Source organism: Streptomyces sp. NPDC060027 (assembly GCF_042737005.1).
Lineage (GTDB): Bacteria > Actinomycetota > Actinomycetes > Streptomycetales > Streptomycetaceae > Streptomyces.
This window is the reverse complement of the sequence record NZ_JBHWVI010000039.1, coordinates 12053-30530: the sequence shown is the minus strand read 5'-3', so window position 1 is coordinate 30530 and position 18478 is coordinate 12053. Positions and strand designations below refer to the sequence as shown.

The window sequence follows — 18478 nt, the reverse complement described above, 5'->3', positions numbered from 1 at the left end:
CCGCTCCTGCCGTGCGGCCCGGGTTCACCAGAGCCCGGGCTCGCTGCCCACGATCGGTACGGACGGCTTCCCGTCCACGCCCTCCGGGACATCACCGGCCAGCATCACGCGGTGCATGACCCGGGGGTGGTCGACATGGGCGGTGTCGCTCGGTGCCAGATGGATCGTGGCCCGGTTGTCCCAGAAGGCCACGCTGCCCGGCTCCCACCGGAAGCGGACCGTGTACTCGGGTCGCGTCGCCTGCTCGAGCAGCATGTCCAGGAGCGCCCGGCTCTCCGGCCGGGACACGCCGAGAATCTGCTCGACGTAGTAGCCGTTGACGAACAGCACCCGCTCGCCCGTCTCCGGGTGCACCCGCACCAGTGGGTGGTCGGTGGCGATCTGACGGTCCAGCAGATGACGGGCGTACGCGTCGTCGCCCGGCCGCGACTGGTACCCGACCCCCAGCCGGTGCTCGGCGCGCAGACCGTCGACGAAGGCGCGCACCGGAGCCGAGAGGCCCGCGTAGGCGACGGCCAGATTCGACCACGTCGTGTCACCGCCGTACGGAGGCACGGTCTCGGCGCGCAGAACGGTCGCGGCCGGGGGATCGACCCGGGCGCCGTGGTCGCAGTGCCATCCGCGCAGCAGCGAATGGCGGCGCCGGCGCAGCCACTCCTCGTGGTCCATTCCGTAGCGCCCGCCCAGCTCCAGACGGTCGGCCGTCGTCTCGACCTCGGGAGAATCCTTGGGCGACGCGCCACCGCGGGAACGGAGGCGGATCGGTTCGCCGAACCGGCGCGCGAAGGCCACGTGCGAGGTGTGATCGAGCCGTTGGCCGCGGAAGAACACCACCTTCCAGCGCAGCACCGCCGCCCGGATCGCGGCGACGGCCTCGTCGGTCAGCTCCTCCGCCAGGTCGACTCCCGTGATCTCGGCGCCGATGTGCCCGGCCGCCGGTTTCACTTCGAGACGTGTGACCTGGTCCGTCATGGGGGCTCCGTTGATCGTGTCGGCTCGTCGGGTCCAGCATGACCGCTGGGCAGGGCGCCCGACAGGGTGCCTTGGGGAGGACCCATCCGGCGCGGCGGACTCCGCGCACGGGAAGCGCGGCGCGCGCACGGGGTGTGCGCCGTGTCGCGCACTTGCCGGGTCGCACTCCCTGTTCGAGGTCACGCTCGGTGCCCAGAATGTTGCGCAGTGAACGGGGCCCGCCCTCCATCCGCATAGGGGCGGGGCCCGTTCGCCCGAAACGGCCGCGGTGCCGTGGAGGTACTCAGTCCCGGTGCGCGCGCAGGGCGGCGAGCGCGCGGTCGGCGTGCGCGCTCATGCGCAGTTCGCTGCGGACCACCTCCAGGACGGTACGGTCCCGCGCGATGACGAAGGTGACCCGCTTCGTCGGGGCCAGCGTGAAGCCGCGCTTCACCCCGAACCGCTCCCGTACGGTGCCGTCGACATCGGACAGCAGGGGGTAGCCGAGCGTGTGGCGGTCGGCGAACTGCTGCTGCCGGTCGACCGAGTCACCGCTGATCCCGACCGGGCGCGCACCGGCGGCGGTGAACTCGGTGGCCAGATCGCGGAAGTGGCAGGCCTCGGCGGTGCAGCCGCTGGTGAGGGCCGCGGGATAGAAGAACAGGACCACGGGCCCCTCGGCCAGCAGCTCGGACAGGCTCCGGCTCGCCCCGGTCTCGTCAGGCAGCGTGAAGTCCTCGACCTGGTCACCCACGCTCAGGGGAGACGTCATGACCGTCCCTCCCCGGACCGCGCGACCCCGCGGGCCCACAGGACGAGCGGCACCTGGAGCGGGAGCCGTGCCAGCGCCGCCGCCTTGAGCGGCGCGGGACGGTGACGCCAGTCCACGGCCATCTGGACATTGGCGGGGAAGACGCCGACGAAGAAGGCGGCGGTGGCCAGTGCGGCGACCCGGCGCGTGCGGGGGAGCGCCACTCCGGCCGCCAGGGCGAGTTCGGCGACACCGCTCGCGTACGTCCAGGTCCGCGGCGCTCCCGGGAGGGCGCGCGGGATGGTGGCGTCGAACTGCCGTGGTGCGGCGAAGTGGGCGACGCCCGCGGTGGCCAAGAGGCCTGCGAGCAGCAAGGGCGATCGTTCGGACCGTGGCACGGTTCCTCCTCCGGGGGCCTGTCGCGCGATATTACTGGAGGGTAAGTGCCCGTGGTGCGGCCGGGACGCGTCGATCGTGTGCCGTTCGCGGGCACCCCCGGCGTCCCGGGGAGGACCGAACGCCCGTACCGGGAGAAGGGCGACGTCCTGCCCGGCCGGGGGAGCGGGCGTCGTCGTCCCGTGCACGGGCTCTGTCCCGCGCCCGGGCTCCGTGGGTGCCGATCGAGTCCGGTACGACCAGGGACTCTTCCGCGCCGCTCACGTCGCCGGACCGGCCGGACCGGCCGAACCGGCCGACTTCACCGCCCGCCGGCCCGGCCTGGGGGAGGGACGCGATTTCGGTCCGTCGGGTGAAGGCCGGTGAATGGGCGAGCATCCGGGTTTGGGAATTCGATTCACGGTCAGCCGTAGAAGTGAATCGCGTGGTCGAGCAGTGAGGATGTGAACTGCGACGGCTGAGAGCGAGAAGGTCCGGGCCACGACGGAAGCAGCGACGGGCAAGGCCAAGGAGGCCGTCGGACAAGCGGTCGGCGACGAGCGGATGACCGCCGCGGGCAGGGCCGAGCAGTCCAAGGGCGACGCGCGGCAGGCCGAGGAAAAGAACAAAGACGAATTTCGGCACTGATGGCCGCAGCATTTCCACAGGGCCCGCCGCGGGATTTCGCGACGGGCCCTGCGGAATTCCGGGCAGGAGCGGAGGAACGAAGAATGTGCGGGCAGGATCAGAGGTCCGCCACCGGCACGGTGGCCGCTTCACGGCAGGTGGTCTCGACGGGGCCTGGCACTCCCGCCGACATACGGCAGGCCGTCAGGCACGCCCTCGCGGGGCGGTCCGGGGGCCACACACGGGACGAGGACGGCGCCGCCGGCGACGCCCTGCTCGTCGCCTCCGAACTGGTCACCAACGCGATGCTCCACGGCGGCGGTGTCACCGCGTTCGAGGTGACACCGACCGAGCGGGAGGTGCGCCTGTCCGTGAGCGACCGAAGCGATCGAGTGCCCGTGCCCGTGCGGCGGGTCGACGACGCGGGCCGTCCGCGGGTCGGCGGCCACGGGTGGATGATCGTCTGCACCCTGGCCAGCGATGTCGTCATCTCGAACCTGCGGGCCGGAGGCAAGCGCATCACGGCCGTGGTGCCGCTCTCGACGAGCCCGAGGGGCTGAACGCGCGGCACCCGCATCGTCCCCCCTCCACGAGAGCGGGCGACGACGGCACACCTTCACCGGAGGGGACGCGCCTGCGGGTCCCACGAGCTGTCCGTCGCTCCTGGCGGTCCGATCCGTCACGACCTCGCTCGTCGACCTGGCTCGTCCGCGCGAGGACTCAGGCCGTCAGGGCGTGCCGCGACGTGCTCGTACCCGTCGAGGCGCTCGGACCGGCCGCGGTGGTCCGCTCGGCGGCCTGGACCGGGTACGTGGTCTTCGCGGGGTCGATCAGAGGGTCACCGAGCACGATCCGGCCCGCCGCGTGCAGGGCGTCGCACTCGCCGGTGGGCAGGGCCGCATAGCAACCCCCGCGCCCGGTGGCGGGATCCAGCGGGAGCCAATAGCCGTACCGGCGACGGCCGTTCGCGTGCACGGTGAGGCGGACGGAGAACCGCCGCTGCGTGATCAGACGCAGGACTTCGGCGCCTTCGGGGCTGAGCGGCGTGCGGGTGCGGGGCAGCGGCCGCAGCATGGTCACCGGCCTCCGATCGGGGCCCGCGACGCGGCGCGGCGGTGCGAGGTCGGCGTCATGTGCATGCGGCCTTTCGACGGACGGGATGGATCACGCATCGCCAGGGCGGTGACGTTCCGGCTGATCAGCATTGTTCCGCAGAGCACTGACAACGCGGGCGGAGCGGTGTTCAGCCGCGATGCGCCGATGCCTGTGCGCGGTTCGTCCGGGCGGCGAGCTGCCCCTGGACGAAGGGGTCGGTGGCGGGGTCGTACGACCCGGCGTGGTCGGCGAGTGTGTCGGTGATCCGTTCCCACTCGTCCGCCTCGGTCCGCGCGTCGCGTGCCTGCCCCTCACCGGGTGAACCGCCCTCGGCGGCCTTCCGCGCTCCGTCGAGGGCCGCCTTCGCCTTGTGATGGTTCATCCCGGTGGCGGCGCGGCGCACCCGGTCCCACACGGCGTGCTCCCGCTCGGACGGTTCCTGCTCGGGACTCAATGCTCCACCTCGATCGTGCGACGGGACCACTTCCTTCACCGGACCCGTGTGCCCGCCCAGGGCGGAACGACACCTGCGCGTCGGCGTTCGCCGACACGGATGTCGTTCCTTCACCAGGGCAGGAAGGCGTGGATGTCCTTGCCGTCGGTCCGCACGATCACGCTCACCTGGTCGCAGAGCGCCTGGATGAGATGCCAGCCGATGCCGCCCCCGCCCTGTCTGGGGCGGAAGCGGCGGGGCGCGGGCCGGGTGGTGCTGCTGTCGCGCAGCGTCACGTGCACTCCGTCGAAGGTGGGACGCATCTGCAGCTCGAAGGGGCCGGGCGCGTACTGGATCGTGTTCGCGGCCAGCTCGGTGACCACCAGCAGGATGTCGTCCCAGTGCTCGGGTGCCGAGGGCGGTGCCGTTCGCGCGAGGGCGCGCAGATAGCCGTCCGCGGCCAGCCGCGCGTCGGTCACGTTGCGCAGCTCCCCGCCGAACGCGCTGGTGAGCGTCCCGAGTTCCTCGTACGACGGCTTGTTCTTCCGGCTCGGATCGATTCTCATCGCGCCCTTCGTTCGGATCTCGTCGGCGGAATGTCCCTCACTGCGTCGCGACCCGGCCAGCTGGATCCGCGCCCTGTCCAGGGCGAGAGCCCGGCGCTCCCCGCCGGCCCCTGCTATGCCGGGGTGTCCTGGGAACGCCTACGGGAACGGCGTCGCGCCAGTGCGCGTCGTTCCGCTTCGCTCGTACCGCCCCAGACGCCGAGGCTCTGGCCCGAGTCCAGTGCCCAGCTCAGGCACGCGTCCCGGACGGGGCAGCCCGCGCAGACGGCCTTCGCCTCCTGGATCTGCAGCAGGGCGGGCCCGGTGCTGCCGATGGGAAAGAACAGATCGGGGTCGACGGTGCGGCAAGCCGCGGAATCACGCCAGTTGTCCATGCGAGCCTCCTGTGATCGAAGTGGACGCGTTCTTAGGGATTCGGTCTCCCCTCGGGTCACCCTTGATCTCCCGGATGAAACGGGTTGGGCATGCAAAGATCCCGTGGACGTGGGATCGGCCGCACGGGGCGACCGTGCCGCGTGGCGCGAAAGCGCGGCCGGTCGACGGAACGACGTCACCCGATCGGCGCGGTGGGTCGCACCGGGTGGCAAAATGGAACTCCAGGTGAAGCCGGTTGGGTTTCGACGAATGAGCGGGTGGCCCATGGCGTACGAGTCCGGCGATGTCTGGGAGAAGTTCGCCGTCGCCTTGGCGGACATGGCACGGGATCTGCTGGCGCAGGACTCGGTGCAGGCCACCCTGGACCGGATCGTGGATCACGCGACGGTGCTGATCAACGGCTGCGACGAGGGTGGCATTCTCACGGTTCGCCGGGGGGAGGTCAGCGCGCTGGCCGCGACCAGCGATGTCGTGCGGATGGCGGACAGGATCCAGCAGGACCTGCGGGAGGGACCGTGCTTCGACGCGGTGACCGACCGACAGCAGGTCTATGCGATCGAGGACATGCGCCGGCCGCACGAACGGTGGTCCCGTTTCGCCCCCGAGCTGAGGAAGCTGGGCATGGGCAGCATGATGGGCTTCCTGCTGTTCACCGACGACGACGAGCTCGGTGCCCTCAATCTGTACTCGCGCAGCCCGAACACCTTCGACGAGTCGGCTCGGCGCGCCGGCTGGATCCTGGCCTCGCACGCGGCCGTCGCCCTCTCCGCGGCCCGTACGCACCAGCAGCTCGGCCAGGCGCTGGAGACCCGCCACGAGATCGGTGAGGCGATGGGCATCCTCATGGAGCGCCACGGCCTCAGCGAGGACAACGCCTTCAACGTGCTCAAGAAGGCCTCCCAGGATCACAACATCAAGCTGCGGGAGATCGCCCGCAAGGTCTGCGAGACCGGCGAGCGACCCGCCTGACCTGTCCCGAGAATCGGCTCACCCGACCGTTCCGGACGAAGTGACCCGCTGACCCTCTAGAGGAAGCGGCGCAGCGGGGCGACGGACAGCTCCTTCGCGCGCTGGAGCAGGGACCTGCGCCGCCAGCGGCCCGGTTCGATGCCCACGGCGTGCTCCCGGTCCTCGTCGAAGTCCTGGTCGAGGGCCGCGGTGAACGTCTCGTCGAGCACGGCGAGCATGACCTCCTCGTCGTGCTCCATGGACCGGCGGTTGAAGTTGGTCGAGCCGATGAGCGAGGCGACTCCGTCCACCGTCATGATCTTGGTGTGGAGCATGGTCGGCTGGTACTGGCGGATCTCGACACCGGCGTCCAGGAGCGCGCCGTAGTGGTGCTGACCGGCGAGCTGGCAGGCCCGCTGGTCGGTGTGCGGACCCGGCAGCAGGATCTCCACCCGGACACCGCGGCGCGCCGTCGCGCACAGCAGTTCCACGAAGTAGGCGTCGGGGGCGAAGTAGGCGGTGGCGAGACGGAACCGCTCCTCGGCGGAGCCGAGCATCACGCGGATCAGGGTCTGCATGTCCTGCCAGCCGAAACTCGCCGAACCCCGCACCACCTGGACGGTCGCCGTGCCCGGCTGGTCGTGCCCGGTGAAGCGGTCCCGGTCGTCGAAGAGCTCGTCGTGGCACTCCGCCCAGTTCTGCGCGAACGCGGCGGCGATGCCGTCCACGGCGGGACCCCGCACCTTGACGTGGGTGTCGCGCCACTCGGAGGGACCGCGCGCGTCCCCGCACCACTCCTCGGCGATGCCCACACCCCCGGTGAACGCGGTGTGCTCGTCGACGACGAGTGCCTTGCGGTGACAGCGGTGGTTCTGCTTCAGGGGCGAGAGCCAGAGCGGCTTGCGGAACCACGCGACCTGTACGCCCGCGGAGGTCATGGACCGCAGCAGGTCCCCCTCGATCCGCTTCGCGCCGAAGCCGTCCAGCAGCAGCCGTACCCGGACACCCGACCGGGCCCGGTCGGCGAGGGCGGCCGCGAAGTCGCGGGCTATCTGCCCGCGCCAGTACACGAAGGTCATCATGTCGATGGTGTGCTCGGCGGACCGCACCGCGTCGAGCATCGCGGCGAAGATCCGGTCACCGTTGCGCAGGGGAACGAGCTCGTTCCCCTCGGTCGCGGCGATGCCGAGGAGCCGTTCCAGGCGTCTGCGGAGACGCTGCTTGCGCCGTGTCGCCTCTTCCGGATCCACCGGTCCGTTCGCCTCGACTCGTGCCGTGATGGTCTGGGACATCCGCCGTCTCCTGTTGTCCGTGCCGTGTTCCCGCCCCGTCGCTCCGGGCGTGTGAGGAGCGGTGGTGGGGTGGTGGCCCTTGCCGGGACCTGCCCGACGGGCCACCACCCCTCCCGCTCGACCGTGTCGGCCTCGGGGTCGCCCGGCCCCTTGGACCGCAACGGGAGCGATGTCGCCGAAGCACCCGTGGGCGTTCGCGACGCGAGCTCTCGTGCCCCCGATCGGCCGCGGTAGTCCCGTGCGGCCTCCACGAGTTCCGCGCGGCCTCCACGAGTTCCGCGCGGCTTCGACGAGTTCCGTGCGGCCTCCGGCGAGTTCCGTGCTCCTTCGGCTCCCGCGCGTTCGGCCCGTGTCACGTGTTCGGCGAGGGCACCTGTGACCACGGTGTGAAGGTGGGGGAACCCGTGACATGGGCTCCGGCGGTTCGGGAAGAAGGGGGGACAGCCTGCCCGACACACCGGACGGACACGGAGTGGCGCCGCTGCGCGGCGTTCGGGCGGGAAACACGGCAAGGGAGGTGAAGGGATGACCACCGTCGAACCGCCCTGCGACTTCGGTTCCGTTCCCGGTGCGAGGCTGGAGAGAAATCCGCAGGCCGCTGTGCACGCCCGGCGGATGGCCCGGACGTTTCTCGGAGGCCTGCCCCGCCAGGTGCCGCGTGAGGCGGCCGAGGCCGTCGCCCTCGTGGTCTCGGAGCTGGTGACGAACGTGGTGCGCCACGCGCGCGGACGGCTGTGCAGCGTGGATCTGTGGGACGTGGGCCACGGGGTCGGCATCTCCGTCTCCGACGACGACCCCGAGCCGCCGCGTCCACGGCGTCTCGACCTGACCGGACAGGGCGGCTTCGGCTGGCCGCTGGTACGCCGGCTGTCCTCCGAACTGACCGTGCTGTCCCGCCCGGACGGCAAGACCGTCCGAGCCGTCGTGCGCTTCTGAGGATCCGGCTTCTGACCCTTCCCTGATCCTTCCCTGCCCCTTCTCTGACCTTCGCGCTTCTGCCCATTTCCGCTTCCGACGACTCCCGCCACTGACGATTCCGAGGAACGAGCATCATCCGCGATCCAGTTGAGACCGCCGACCGCGACGCAGTTCGCCGTCCGCGCGGCGAGGTCCTCCGCCCGCACCGCGCGCGTGCGGTGAACAGGCCCCGGGGGAGCGCGTGATGACCCGTGGCGGATGACGGCGACGTGAACCGCGAGGCGGTGCCCGGCGACCGCCCCGAGGCGGTCGCCGCACGGATGGCGGACGCCGTCGAGGGGCTGGTGGACCTGTGGGTCTCGGCCGGCCAGTCGGTCGACCCACGGCTGTCCGCCCACCAGTTGAAGGCCCTGAGAGCCGTCAAGCACCGCTCCGGACTCACCCTCACCGGCCTCGCCGACAGCGTCGGCATCGCCCTGCCGGCCGCGAGCCGCCTCTGCGACCGGCTGGAGGCCGCGGGCCTGCTGCAACGGATCCCGCACCCCCACAACCGGCGTGCCCTGCACCTGCTGCTCACGCCGCAGGGCAGAAGGGCGCTCGCGGAGATCGGTGAACGGCGCACCCTGAACCTGGCGGCGGCACTGGCGGCGATGACACCCCTCCAGCGGACATGTCTGGAGGACGGACTGCGCGCGTTCCACGGGGCACGCCGTACGACGGTCGCCGAGCGCCGACCGGACGGATAGACCGGACGGGACCGGACGGGTGGATCGGACGGGACCGGACGGGCAGACCGGGATACCCGGCGCGCGGCGACGCGCGGCCCGGCGGAGTGTCAGGCGGAGTGTCCGGGGGAGGTCTGCTCGGGAATCCTGGGCTTCGCCGTGTCGCCGATGTGGCAGAGCAGCAGACAGACGTCGTCGTCCCGCTGCGAATCGCGGAGCATCGGATCCAGGATCCGGTCGGCGGCGCCTTCCAGATCGCCGTCCAGATCTGCCGCGTTCTCGGCGGACAGCGCCTCGGTCAGCCGCCGGATGCCCGGGTCGATGCCCTGGGCCCGCCGTTCCACCAGACCGTCCGTGTACAGCGCGAGCGTGGATCCCGGCGGAAGCTGCGCCGTGTGGTCGCTGATCTCCTGGTGCAACGGGATGCCCAGCATGGCGCCGGGTTTGGCGTCCAGGACGCGCACATCGCCGTCCGGAGTCCGCAGCACCGGTGGCGGGTGTCCGGCGGCGGCCCAGGTGACGGTGGTCTCGTCCGGGTGGAAGCGGGCGATGACCGCCGTGGCGTACAGATCGGGCTGGAGATGGTGCAGGAACACGTGCAGGCGGGTGAGGAGCCGGCCCGGTGTCCCGCCGTCGACGGCGTACGCCCGCAGGGCGGTGCGCAGTTGGCTCATCATCACGGCCGCGTGCAGGCCGTGGCCGGTGACGTCACCCATGACGGCGACCAGACCTCCGTCGGGCTGGCGGAACGCGTCGTACCAGTCCCCGCCGATGTTCAGACCGTGGGTGGCGGGGAGGTAGCGGGCGGCGAGGCTGAGCCCCGGGGTCGGGGGGAGGTCCGTGAGCAGGGCGCGCTGCAGGGTCTCGGCGATGTCGCGGTTGTGCTCGAAGCGCTGGGCGTGGTCGATCGCGATGGCGGCCCTGCGGGCGAGTTCGACGAGCATCACGGCGTCGTCCGCGTCCCACCGGTCCCGCGGCGGTGTCAGCGTCACCACCCCCAGGGGAGTGTGCCGGGTCGGCAGCGGGATGCACAGCAGGGGCTGGTCCGGGCGCAGCGCGGAGGGAGGCTGGTCGTCGACGCCGGGCAGACCGCCCGCGTGGTCGGCCGCGTACTGCGGGCGGCCGGTGCGGGCGGCGACCACGGCGGCCGCCGGGCGGGGTGTGCGCTTGCGGGACTTGTCGTCGTCGGCGAAGAGCCAGATGTCGACGCTCCGGGCGTAGTCCGGCACCAGCAGCCCCGGCAGACGGCTCAGGATCTCCTCGTGGTTGAGCGAGGCGGTGAGGGCCGCGCTGGCGTCGGCGAGGAAGGTCAGTCTGCGCCGGGCGCTCTCGGCCTCGGTACGCGCCTTGCGTTCGGCGCCGAACAGCTCGCGCTGCACCCGGCCGGCCGCGTCGAGTTCGGCGTGCAGCGCCAGCACACCCTGGTTGGTCTGGTGCAGTTCCTCCCGGTGGAAGGCGAGCAGTTGCTCCTGCTCGGTGAGCCTGTCGAGGACACGGGAGGTGTCCTCGTCGGCGCTGAGCAGCGCGTCGGCGAAGGCGGCGCGGTCGCGCGGCACCCGGGCCACGCGATCACCCTCGTCGTGCCCCGGTTCCGGGACGCCGACGCTCACCCGCCAACTCGGCCGCTTCGCTGCCCTGTTCGCCTCCGTGTCGAGGGTGACCGTCAGCCGACCCGGGCACTGCGCCTTCGGGGGCGCGGCCGTCCGCAGGGTCAGCAGCCAGCTGCCTCCCTTGACGAGGCACTGCCGCAGCTGCGCGCTCAGCGCGGTGACCAGGCGGGTGCGCTCCACCGTGGAGACGCCGTGCGCCGCGGCGATCCGGGCGGCGGCGATGCGGGCACGGGCGGCGTCGTCGACCGTGGTGATCTGCCAGGTATGGGTCATGATCGGTGATCCTGCGGGGTGGGGGTCAGCACGGCCACGGTGGTGTCGTCCCGCACCGGGCGGGCGGCACTGCTGGAATCCCGCACGATCACGGAGGCGGTGACCGCGGGGTCCCAGGAGGTCAGGGGTTCGACGGGCGGGGGAGCCCAGCGGCTGGGCAGGCCGTCGCTGTGGAGCACGAGCAGGCTGTCGGGGGTCCAGGGCAGTCTGCACTGCGGCAGCCGCGCCGGACGGTGGGCGCCGACTATCCCGGGGTGGGACAGCAGCGGACGCCAGGTGTCGCCGGAACGCAGCCGGGCTCCGATGTTGCCGATCCCGGCGAAGTCGAGGTGCCGGGTCGCGAGGTCGAGCCGGGCCACCGCGACAGCGGCTCCCCGGGTGTCGCGCAGTGCCGTGTGCAGCACTCCGAGCAGTTCCGCCGGCGGTAGATGCGCGCACCGGTGCAGTTGATCCACGGCCGCTCCGGACGCCTTCGCGGCGGCCGGGCCGTGGCCGAGGCCGTCGGCCAGCAGCAGCGTGATCCGGTCGCCGGAGCGGACACAGGCCCAGGCGTCGCCCGAGTACGGGGCGGCCGCGAGGGGGATGTTGATGCCTCCCGCCCGCACCGGTGCGCTCGTGTCGGGGAGGCGGTGTCCGGGCCGGTCCCTGCGGGCCGCGTGGACCCGGGCCAGGGCGACGGTGCCCCGGCCCGGCACGGTGTGCACCTCGAAGTGGTCGGCGACACGGCGGCAGGTGCCGAGCCCCGCGCCGAGCGAGGCCGTCGTCGAGAACCCGTCGCGCAGCGCGGTCGTGAGGTCGGCGATGCCGGGGCCGTGGTCGATCGCCGCTATCTGCAGAGCCGGGCCGCGTCCGGTCCCGGGCTCCGCGAGGTCGGCGTCCACGGTGTCGATCAGTATCTGTCCGCCGCCCCCGTGCTTGAGCAGGTTGGTGGCCAGCTCCGTGGCGACGAGCGCGGCGACGGCCCGCCGGTCGCGGCCGAGTCCGGTGTGGTCGGCGGCCTCCTCGGCCGCCACCCGGACGTCCCGGACGCGGGTGGAGTCGTGGACGGGTACGTCCCAGACGCGCGTCATCGGCTCTCCTCGCGGGGGCGCGGGGGACCGGCGGTCCAGCAGATCACGGTCACGGCGGTGCCCTCGCCGGGACGGCTGTCGATGGAGAACTCGTGCACCAGGCGCCGGGCTCCGCCCAGCCCGAGCCCCAGACCGCCGCCGGAGGTGTAGCCGTCGCCGAGCGCCCGCTCGATGTCGGGGATGCCGGGGCCCTGGTCGGAGAAGGTCAGACGCAGGCCCCGGGCGGCCCCGGTCTCCAGGACGGTGGAATCGAGTTGACCTCCTCCGCCGTGCACCAGGGTGTTGCGCGCGAGTTCACTGGCCGCCGTGACCAGCTTGGTCTGATCCACGAGTCCGAAACCGACCTGGGCGGCAGCCTGGCGCACGTGCTGGCGCACCCACGCGAGATCCATGTCGCTGCGGATCGGCAGGCAGGCGGTGACACGGCCGGAAGTGTCCGTCACGGGCTCTCCTGCCGTGCTGGGCTGTGGTGAAGGGGCGTCGGCGCCGGGGAGAGCAGACGCATGGCTTCCTCTGCATTGAGCGCGGTGCGCAACCCGGGCAGGGTGAGGCCCAGTTCGACCAGGGTGATGGCGACGGCGGGGCGCATGCCCGCGACCACCGTCTGCGCGGCGAGCAGCTTCGCGTGCGCCGCGACCTCGGCGAACACGCGTCCCAGGAAGGAGTCGACGATCTCCACCCCGGAGATGTCGATGACCACACCGGTGACGGAACTCGCCGCGATGGCCTCGCCGATGTTCCGCTGCAACTGTTCGGCCGCTTCGTCGTACAGGTCGCCCTGCAGCGTGACCAGGAGGATGGTGCCGAGCTTGAGCACGGGCACCTGGGTGCCCGAGGAGCCGGCGATGGGGGCGCTCACCGCGCGCTCGGGCCGGTACGGTCCTGGTCGACGACGGCGATGCCCTGCCGGTGCAGGGCGTACGCGAGGGCGTCGGCGAGGCTGGCCCGCGTGACCACCGTGCCGAGGTCGATGCCGAGGTGGACGATGGTCTGCGCGATGGCGGGCCGGATGCCCGAGACGATGCACTCCGCTCCCATCAGGCGCGCGGCGGCCACGGTCTTCATCAGGTGCTGGGCCACCAGGGAGTCGACGGTCGGCACCCCAGTGATGTCCAGGATGGCGAACCGGGCCTGCTGGGCGACGACGGCGTCGAGCAGGCTCTCCATCACCACCTGGCTGCGGGCGCTGTCGAGGGTGCCGATCAGCGGGACGGCGACCACTCCGGTCCACAGCTTGATCACGGGCGTGGCCACTTCCAGCAGCTGGAGGCGCTGGCGGTCGATGAGTTCCTGTCCGGCGCTGAGCGCCGTCTCCAGCACGACGAGCCGCAGCGTTCCCAGCAGCGCGGTGAGCGTGACCGCGCACGCCTCGGCGTTCTCGCGCGAGCCGTCGGCGAGGTCGGCGCTGAGCAGCTCGGAGGCAGCCGGGCGCAGGGCCGCCACCTCGTCCGCGATCTGCGAGGAGGTGGCACCGGTGCGCGCGCGGGAGGCCGCCATACGCCCCAACTGCTCGCGCACGGTGGCGAATCCGGCGGCGCCGAGGTCCTCGACCCGGCCCGTGGCCGCGACCGCGGCGAGCGCCTCCACGACGGCCCGGCCCGCCTCCACGGCCTCGTCCCGGGAGACGGTGAAGACGGTGCGGAACAGCGCCTCGTCGGCCCAGCGCTGGGCGATCTGCTCGCGACGCCGACGCAGGAAGTCACCGACCTCCTGGGCCGATGACTCCTGCTGTACCGCTGCCTGGGGGTCCGCCACGTGTTCTTCTCCTTGGTCGTGCGCCGTGCCGACATCGGGGATCCGCCGTCCGGCGCAATCTCTTGTCGTGCGACAACTGTAGTCATGGCCCGGTCGCGTACGACACCCGCGCTCGTCGCGGGGATCGCGGTCCGGAACCGGCCCGGCCGGCCGGCGTGTGCCCGCCTTCCGAGGCTGTGGTCGCGCTACTCCGCTGTCGGCGGCCCGTGCCAGTCGAGACAGACGACGAGGGCGTCGTCGTCCGGCTTGAGACTGCCCCGGTGACCGGTGAGCTCTCTCAGGACGGCGCGGGGCACCTCTGTCGCGGGCAGCAGCTGGGTGGAGGTGATCGCCATGGCCAGGGCCTTCTCCCCGTACTGCTCCCCGCCGGGTCCGGCCACCGCGTAGACGCCGTCACTGACGAAGAGGAGCCGGTCGCCGGGCTCCACCTGGAACTCCTGCACGACGTAGTCGGTCTCCTCGAACATGCCGAGGGGCAATTGGGCCTCGAAGCCGACGCGTTCGACGGTCCGGCCGCGCAGCCGCAGCATCTGGGGCGACCCCGCGTCGATCACCTGCATCCGGCCGCTGGACAGCTCGATGTCCACCATGAGCACGGACAGATGGGAACGGCCGCGGTAGTGGGCGTAGATCGCCTGGTCGGCGAGCGCCGCCTGGTCCTGGAGGGAGATGCCGGCCCGGCGTGCGTTGCGCAGGGCGTTGATGCCGAGATTGGTCAGCAGCGAGGCCTCGATGCCCTCGCCCATGCCGTTGGTGACATAGAGCAGCAGCCGGTCGGCGCTGGCCGACCAGTCGAAGTTGTCGCCGAAGATCGCGTAGGCGGGTTCCAGTTGCGCGCCGAGCTCGTACTCGCGCCGGGAGCAGGAGCGGCCGGGCAGCAGCTGCCACTGCATCTCCGCGGCCAGGGTCAGCCGGTCCTTGCGGCGTGCCTGGAGATACAGGTCGGTGTCGCGCTCGGCCACGAGCACCTCGTGGCCCAGGATCTCGGCGATGTCGGCGAGCTCGGTGAGCATCTCCTCGTCGCGCGCCCCGGCGGGCAGGGTGACGGACAGGACGCCGAGCCGGTCCCCGCGCACCGTCACCGGGAGGTGCGCTCGTACGCTCTCGCCCGGGCCTTCCTCGACGAAGGGCTCCTGTGCCCCGAAGGCCCGGCCCTCGGGGCTGCTGTGCACCGGAATGGGGTCCAGGGTGTGCGGCAGCACCGAGACGGGCTGGAGCACCGTGAGCCCGTAGTCGGCCATGAAGAGTTCGACGGACTCGGCCGCGTAGTGACCGCACAGCACGGCACGGACCGCGTCCAGCAACTGGTGGGGTGCCGCGGTGCGCAAAGCCCGCTCCGCGGCGACGAATCTGTTCACGATGTCGGATACGCCAATCTTCGACTAGTACGATGCCGGGTCCACGCTCCGGGGAGCCGGTCCATCACGCGTGGGTGACGGTATCTATTGTTTTGTCGCTGTTGCCGCCCCGACGGGCTGACAGTGCCAGAGAAGACTGGGAGAGTGAGACGGTGACTTCCTCCGGCCCGCGTCCGCACTCCGGTGAGGTGGCTCGCGTGACCGCCGAGGCGGCCGAGCTGCTGGAGATCCTCTGGGGGCGCGCCTCGACAGCTCCTGTCTCCGCCTCCCAGCTGCGGGTGCTGTTCATCCTGGAACACGACGAGGGCATCAACCTGAGGACGCTGGCCGACGCGCTCGGCTCCACGCCGCCCTCGACCAGCAGGCTCTGCGACCGGCTGCAGGCCGTCGGATACATCGAGCGGACGCCGAGTGCCACCAGCCGCCGTGAGCTGCGGCTGTTCCTGAGCCCCCGGGGCCGGACCTTCCTCACGGAGCTGCGCGCACGGCGCGAGCGCGCCGTGGAGGCGGTCCTCGCGCAGATGCCGGCCGCCCGTCGGACGGCACTGGTGGAGGGGCTGGCGGCCTTCTGCGCGGCCGCGGCGGCGCAGCTCCACGAGGGCGACGCGATGGACGCCCGCTCGGCCTGACCGGCGCAACCGCCCGGGTCGGGAGCCGGTCGCGGCAGGCCTGCGTGCCGCGGTCGCCGTGCCGGGGGCAGTCCGACTCACCCGCTGCGCCATCTCAGCTCCCTTCCCTGTCCGAGGGCGATCACTTTGTTGCCTCACATTCATAGTTGTCAAATGGCAACTGTCACTCGCGTGATCTCGCTGTCACGTCCTTCTTCGCCGGTCCGACGAATCCGGTGCGCCGGCAGGGCTGCCGGGTTCGGGGGGTGCCGGGCGGTCCCGTCGGTCTAGTGCCGGGCGGTTCCCTCGCCGATGTGGGCGAGTGCGGCCTCGACACCGTCCAGCGACGCGATCGTGAGGCTGACTCCGGTGAGATCCAGGACACGCCGCACGACCGGCGCCGGTGACACGAGGCACACGCTGCCTCCCGCGCGTCCGGTCTCGTCGTGCGCCTTGAGGAGGGCGTTGATACCGGAGGAGTCCATGAAGGGGACCGCGGACAGGTCGAGCAGCAGATGCCGATGGCCGCCGCGTATCTGGTCGGCCAGCCGGTTGCGCAGTTCGGGGGCCGTCTCGACGTCCAGTTCCCCCGCGACGGTGATCAGGGCGATGCCCTTGCCGTACACGGTCACGTCGATGGACACAGGAGCTGGTTCGGCCGGCACGGTTACCTCCAAGGGGCACTGACCCGTCGGGTTCCATCCGGCGCTGGGGAACGCCGGCGAGCAGGTCAACGGTTACCCGCCGAATCGAGGTGCACACCTTGCGCTTCGGCGTGCGCTTCGGCGACGTACACACCTTGGGCTTCGCCCGCGGGGGCGGGTCCGGATGCGCCGCCTCCGTCCGTCTCCGCCCGCGGCCCGGCTCGCGGCAGCCCGTTGACGGCCCCGACGGCGAGGTGTTCGGACTGCTCGGGTCCAACGGCGCGGGCAAGACGACGGTGATCCGGTGCATCGCCGGACCGACCGGCCAGGTGAGACGGCCTTTCCAAGCACGGTCCGTTGATCGATTGGTGAGGCCGGGCGGTCAGGCTTAACGTCGATGGAGTGAACATCCACGTTCACCGCCGACCCGAGATGCAGGGCCATCCCTATGACGGCCGATCACATGTCATCCGCCGAGTCCCCGCAGCGAGGACGAGGCAGTGGTATCGCTCTCCTCGTCATCGCATCGTGTCAGTTGATGGTGGTCCTCGACATCACCATCGTGAACATCGCGCTTCCGCACATCCAGACCTCGCTCGGCTTCTCGACCGAGAACCTCTCCTGGGTGATCAACGCCTACACGCTGACCTTCGGTGGTCTGCTGCTGCTCGGCGGACGCTCCGGAGACATCCTCGGCAGACGCCGGGTCTTCATGTTCGGTGTGCTGCTCTTCGTGTTCGCGTCGCTGCTCGGCGGACTCTCCCAGGAATCCTGGCAGTTGCTCGCGGCGCGCTCGCTGCAGGGCGTCGGCGGGGCCATCGCGTCGCCCACCGCGCTGTCGCTGATCACCACGACCTTCCCTGAAGGGCCCGAGCGCAACAGGGCGTTCGGCGTGTTCGCCGCCGTCTCCGCGGGCGGCAGCGCGATCGGGCTGCTCGCGGGCGGCATCCTCGTCGAGTGGCTCGACTGGCGCTGGGTCTTCTTCGTGAACATCCCCATCGGTCTGCTGATCGTGCTCGCCACCCCCCGCTACATCAAGGAGTCCCAGCGCCACCCGGGCCACTTCGACTTCCTCGGCGCACTCACCTCCACGCTGGGCATGGTGCTGCTCGTCTACGGCTTCATCCGGGCCTCGGAGGAGGGCTGGAGCGACTCCATCACCCTCGCGGCCTTCGGGGCGGCGCTGGTGTTCCTGATCTCCTTCATCGCCGTCGAACGCCGGTCGAGACAGCCCATCACACCGCTGTGGATGTTCCGCGACCGCAACCGCTCGGGCGTCTACGCGATGATGCTGAGCCTCTCCGCCGCGATCTTCGGGATGTTCTTCTTCCTGACCCTCTTCGTGCAGAACATCCTGGGCTTCAGCCCGCTGAAGGCCGGCTTCGCCTTCCTGCCGGTGAGCGCGATCATCGCGGTCGGTGCGGGTGTCGCCTCGAACCTGCTGCCCAGGTGGGGTCCCAAACCCTTCATGGCCGTGGGCGCGATCCTGTCCGCCGTGGGCCTCGGCTGGCTGACCCTGACCGACGTCGACAGCACCTATCTCGGCAGCATTCTCGGACCCACCCTGGTCTTCGGATTCGGCATGGGCCTGCAGTTCGTGTCGCTGACGCTGATGGCGGTGTCCGGGGTCCAGCCCAAGGACACGGGTGCCGCCTCCGGCATCCTCAACGCCACCCAGCAGGTCGGCGGTTCGCTCGGCCTCTCCGTGCTGGTCACCGTCTTCGGCACAGCGAGCCGCAACGAGGCCACGGACCAGGTCGCGAAGTTCCTGTCGACGGCGACCCCGGCGCAACAGCTGCAGTTCCGCAGGACGGGGCAGCTGCCGGCGCCCTGGAGCCAACAGGTGCTGACGTCCGGCATCTCGGGAGCGTTCGTCGCCGCCGCGATCTTCGCCGTCTTCGCCGCGCTGGTCGCCCTGATCGTCATCCAGGTGCGCCCCTCCGACTTGGAGCGGCTCCAGGGAGGCGCCGCTTCCCTCACACCGGCGGAAGGCTCCACCGACCCGGCCGGCGAGTCGGCGCGCGCGGCACCGGTGGGTGAGTCGGACGCCCGAGAGGGTCCGCCCCCTCCCGGTTGAGCAGTTGCCCCCTGCCCCCTGCCCCCT

Annotated in this window: 22 protein-coding genes and 1 pseudogene; 8 read left to right on the top strand and 15 right to left on the bottom strand. The window is 71.5% G+C overall.

Annotated elements, in window-relative coordinates:
• Positions 1 to 24: 24 nt before the first annotated feature.
• The 3 genes from ACFWBT_RS13105 to ACFWBT_RS13095 all read right to left on the bottom strand — a co-directional run bounded on the left by ACFWBT_RS13105 (position 25) and on the right by ACFWBT_RS13095 (position 2100).
• A complete protein-coding gene (locus ACFWBT_RS13105) occupies positions 25 to 972 on the bottom strand; it encodes a TauD/TfdA dioxygenase family protein (RefSeq protein WP_385698990.1) in 948 nt (315 codons plus the stop codon).
• A gap of 283 nt (positions 973 to 1255) precedes the next feature.
• Complete coding sequence (locus ACFWBT_RS13100; RefSeq protein WP_385698987.1) at positions 1256 to 1723, bottom strand: peroxiredoxin; 468 nt, start codon at positions 1721 to 1723, stop codon at positions 1256 to 1258.
• Positions 1720 to 2100, bottom strand: a complete 381-nt coding sequence (locus ACFWBT_RS13095) for a DoxX family protein (protein WP_266755077.1) — start codon at positions 2098 to 2100, stop codon at positions 1720 to 1722. Before ACFWBT_RS13095 ends, ACFWBT_RS13100 begins: the two co-directional genes overlap by 4 nt.
• Before the next feature lie 454 nt (positions 2101 to 2554).
• On the opposite strand from ACFWBT_RS13095, the pseudogene ACFWBT_RS13090 reads away from it, so the two are divergent.
• Together ACFWBT_RS13090 and ACFWBT_RS13085 are read left to right on the top strand one after the other, a co-directional pair.
• A pseudogene (locus ACFWBT_RS13090) lies at positions 2555 to 2725 on the top strand (CsbD family protein); the annotation flags it as partial.
• A gap of 83 nt (positions 2726 to 2808) precedes the next feature.
• The gene (locus ACFWBT_RS13085) at positions 2809 to 3264 is read left to right on the top strand and encodes an ATP-binding protein (RefSeq protein WP_385698984.1); all 456 of its coding nucleotides are present in this window, start codon (positions 2809 to 2811) and stop codon (positions 3262 to 3264) included.
• A 160-nt stretch (positions 3265 to 3424) separates the two neighbouring features.
• Here ACFWBT_RS13085 and ACFWBT_RS13080 read toward each other — a convergent pair whose 3' ends face one another.
• The 4 genes from ACFWBT_RS13080 to ACFWBT_RS13065 all read right to left on the bottom strand — a co-directional run bounded on the left by ACFWBT_RS13080 (position 3425) and on the right by ACFWBT_RS13065 (position 5172).
• Complete coding sequence (locus ACFWBT_RS13080) at positions 3425 to 3778, bottom strand: hypothetical protein (RefSeq protein ID WP_385699037.1); 354 nt, start codon at positions 3776 to 3778, stop codon at positions 3425 to 3427.
• Between the two features lie 169 nt (positions 3779 to 3947).
• Positions 3948 to 4253 carry a hypothetical protein gene (locus ACFWBT_RS13075; protein WP_385698982.1) on the bottom strand — a complete coding sequence of 102 codons (306 nt, stop codon included), beginning with the start codon at positions 4251 to 4253 and terminating at the stop codon, positions 3948 to 3950.
• 110 nt (positions 4254 to 4363) lie between these two features.
• Positions 4364 to 4798 (bottom strand): ATP-binding protein, encoded by a 435-nt coding sequence (locus ACFWBT_RS13070; RefSeq protein WP_385698979.1) that lies wholly within the window; start codon positions 4796 to 4798, stop codon positions 4364 to 4366.
• Between the two features lie 113 nt (positions 4799 to 4911).
• Positions 4912 to 5172, bottom strand: a complete 261-nt coding sequence (locus ACFWBT_RS13065) for a WhiB family transcriptional regulator (protein ID WP_385698976.1) — start codon at positions 5170 to 5172, stop codon at positions 4912 to 4914.
• A 265-nt stretch (positions 5173 to 5437) separates the two neighbouring features.
• On the opposite strand from ACFWBT_RS13065, the gene ACFWBT_RS13060 reads away from it, so the two are divergent.
• A complete protein-coding gene (locus ACFWBT_RS13060; protein ID WP_385698974.1) occupies positions 5438 to 6142 on the top strand; it encodes a GAF and ANTAR domain-containing protein in 705 nt (234 codons plus the stop codon).
• Positions 6143 to 6198: 56 nt separating this feature from the next.
• On the opposite strand, the gene ACFWBT_RS13055 is transcribed toward ACFWBT_RS13060, so the two are convergent.
• Positions 6199 to 7413, bottom strand: a complete 1215-nt coding sequence (locus tag ACFWBT_RS13055) for a phosphatidylserine/phosphatidylglycerophosphate/cardiolipin synthase family protein (protein ID WP_385698973.1) — start codon at positions 7411 to 7413, stop codon at positions 6199 to 6201.
• A 525-nt stretch (positions 7414 to 7938) separates the two neighbouring features.
• Here ACFWBT_RS13055 and ACFWBT_RS13050 point away from each other — a divergent pair.
• Positions 7939 to 8349, top strand: a complete 411-nt coding sequence (locus ACFWBT_RS13050; protein ID WP_356756903.1) for an ATP-binding protein — start codon at positions 7939 to 7941, stop codon at positions 8347 to 8349.
• Positions 8350 to 8582: 233 nt separating this feature from the next.
• The gene (locus ACFWBT_RS13045; RefSeq protein WP_385698970.1) at positions 8583 to 9077 is read left to right on the top strand and encodes a MarR family winged helix-turn-helix transcriptional regulator; all 495 of its coding nucleotides are present in this window, start codon (positions 8583 to 8585) and stop codon (positions 9075 to 9077) included.
• Between the two features lie 89 nt (positions 9078 to 9166).
• On the opposite strand, the gene ACFWBT_RS13040 is transcribed toward ACFWBT_RS13045, so the two are convergent.
• The 6 genes from ACFWBT_RS13040 to ACFWBT_RS13015 form a co-directional block, all read right to left on the bottom strand.
• Positions 9167 to 10939 (bottom strand): PP2C family protein-serine/threonine phosphatase, encoded by a 1773-nt coding sequence (locus tag ACFWBT_RS13040; RefSeq protein ID WP_385698967.1) that lies wholly within the window; start codon positions 10937 to 10939, stop codon positions 9167 to 9169.
• A complete protein-coding gene (locus ACFWBT_RS13035) occupies positions 10936 to 12009 on the bottom strand; it encodes a SpoIIE family protein phosphatase (RefSeq protein ID WP_385698965.1) in 1074 nt (357 codons plus the stop codon). The genes ACFWBT_RS13040 and ACFWBT_RS13035 overlap by 4 nt, the downstream gene beginning before the upstream one ends.
• Positions 12006 to 12401, bottom strand: a complete 396-nt coding sequence (locus ACFWBT_RS13030) for an anti-sigma regulatory factor (protein ID WP_385699036.1) — start codon at positions 12399 to 12401, stop codon at positions 12006 to 12008. Before ACFWBT_RS13030 ends, ACFWBT_RS13035 begins: the two co-directional genes overlap by 4 nt.
• A gap of 47 nt (positions 12402 to 12448) precedes the next feature.
• Positions 12449 to 12868, bottom strand: a complete 420-nt coding sequence (locus ACFWBT_RS13025) for an STAS domain-containing protein (RefSeq protein ID WP_385698962.1) — start codon at positions 12866 to 12868, stop codon at positions 12449 to 12451.
• Complete coding sequence (locus ACFWBT_RS13020; RefSeq protein ID WP_385698959.1) at positions 12865 to 13764, bottom strand: STAS domain-containing protein; 900 nt, start codon at positions 13762 to 13764, stop codon at positions 12865 to 12867. Before ACFWBT_RS13020 ends, ACFWBT_RS13025 begins: the two co-directional genes overlap by 4 nt.
• Before the next feature lie 185 nt (positions 13765 to 13949).
• A complete protein-coding gene (locus tag ACFWBT_RS13015; protein WP_385698956.1) occupies positions 13950 to 15122 on the bottom strand; it encodes a PP2C family protein-serine/threonine phosphatase in 1173 nt (390 codons plus the stop codon).
• Between the two features lie 197 nt (positions 15123 to 15319).
• Between ACFWBT_RS13015 and ACFWBT_RS13010 the strand changes: the two genes are divergently transcribed.
• Complete coding sequence (locus ACFWBT_RS13010) at positions 15320 to 15751, top strand: MarR family transcriptional regulator (protein ID WP_356469595.1); 432 nt, start codon at positions 15320 to 15322, stop codon at positions 15749 to 15751.
• 266 nt (positions 15752 to 16017) lie between these two features.
• Here ACFWBT_RS13010 and ACFWBT_RS13005 read toward each other — a convergent pair whose 3' ends face one another.
• Positions 16018 to 16374 (bottom strand): STAS domain-containing protein, encoded by a 357-nt coding sequence (locus tag ACFWBT_RS13005; RefSeq protein ID WP_385698952.1) that lies wholly within the window; start codon positions 16372 to 16374, stop codon positions 16018 to 16020.
• Between the two features lie 110 nt (positions 16375 to 16484).
• Between ACFWBT_RS13005 and ACFWBT_RS13000 the strand changes: the two genes are divergently transcribed.
• Positions 16485 to 16766: an ATP-binding cassette domain-containing protein gene (locus ACFWBT_RS13000; RefSeq protein ID WP_385698949.1), complete on the top strand. Its 282-nt coding sequence runs from the start codon at positions 16485 to 16487 to the stop codon at positions 16764 to 16766.
• Between the two features lie 56 nt (positions 16767 to 16822).
• On the top strand, positions 16823 to 18451 hold the full coding sequence (locus ACFWBT_RS12995) for an MFS transporter (protein WP_385698946.1): 1629 nt from the start codon (positions 16823 to 16825) through the stop codon (positions 18449 to 18451).
• Positions 18452 to 18478: the final 27 nt, after the last annotated feature.

Bases quoted from the DNA above. Each gene is read 5' to 3' on its own strand.
- ACFWBT_RS13105 (WP_385698990.1), bottom strand. From the start codon at position 972: ATGACGGACCAGGTCACACGTCTCGAAGTGAAACCGGCGGCCGGGCAC.
- ACFWBT_RS13100 (WP_385698987.1), bottom strand. From the start codon at position 1,723: ATGACGTCTCCCCTGAGCGTGGGTGACCAGGTCGAGGACTTCACGCTG.
- ACFWBT_RS13085 (WP_385698984.1), top strand. From the start codon at position 2,809: ATGTGCGGGCAGGATCAGAGGTCCGCCACCGGCACGGTGGCCGCTTCA.
- ACFWBT_RS13080 (WP_385699037.1), bottom strand. From the start codon at position 3,778: ATGCTGCGGCCGCTGCCCCGCACCCGCACGCCGCTCAGCCCCGAAGGC.
- ACFWBT_RS13070 (WP_385698979.1), bottom strand. From the start codon at position 4,798: ATGAGAATCGATCCGAGCCGGAAGAACAAGCCGTCGTACGAGGAACTC.
- ACFWBT_RS13065 (WP_385698976.1), bottom strand. From the start codon at position 5,172: ATGGACAACTGGCGTGATTCCGCGGCTTGCCGCACCGTCGACCCCGAT.
- ACFWBT_RS13060 (WP_385698974.1), top strand. From the start codon at position 5,438: ATGGCGTACGAGTCCGGCGATGTCTGGGAGAAGTTCGCCGTCGCCTTG.
- ACFWBT_RS13055 (WP_385698973.1), bottom strand. From the start codon at position 7,413: ATGTCCCAGACCATCACGGCACGAGTCGAGGCGAACGGACCGGTGGAT.
- ACFWBT_RS13050 (WP_356756903.1), top strand. From the start codon at position 7,939: ATGACCACCGTCGAACCGCCCTGCGACTTCGGTTCCGTTCCCGGTGCG.
- ACFWBT_RS13040 (WP_385698967.1), bottom strand. From the start codon at position 10,939: ATGACCCATACCTGGCAGATCACCACGGTCGACGACGCCGCCCGTGCC.
- ACFWBT_RS13035 (WP_385698965.1), bottom strand. From the start codon at position 12,009: ATGACGCGCGTCTGGGACGTACCCGTCCACGACTCCACCCGCGTCCGG.
- ACFWBT_RS13030 (WP_385699036.1), bottom strand. From the start codon at position 12,401: ATGGATCTCGCGTGGGTGCGCCAGCACGTGCGCCAGGCTGCCGCCCAG.
- ACFWBT_RS12995 (WP_385698946.1), top strand. From the start codon at position 16,823: ATGACGGCCGATCACATGTCATCCGCCGAGTCCCCGCAGCGAGGACGA.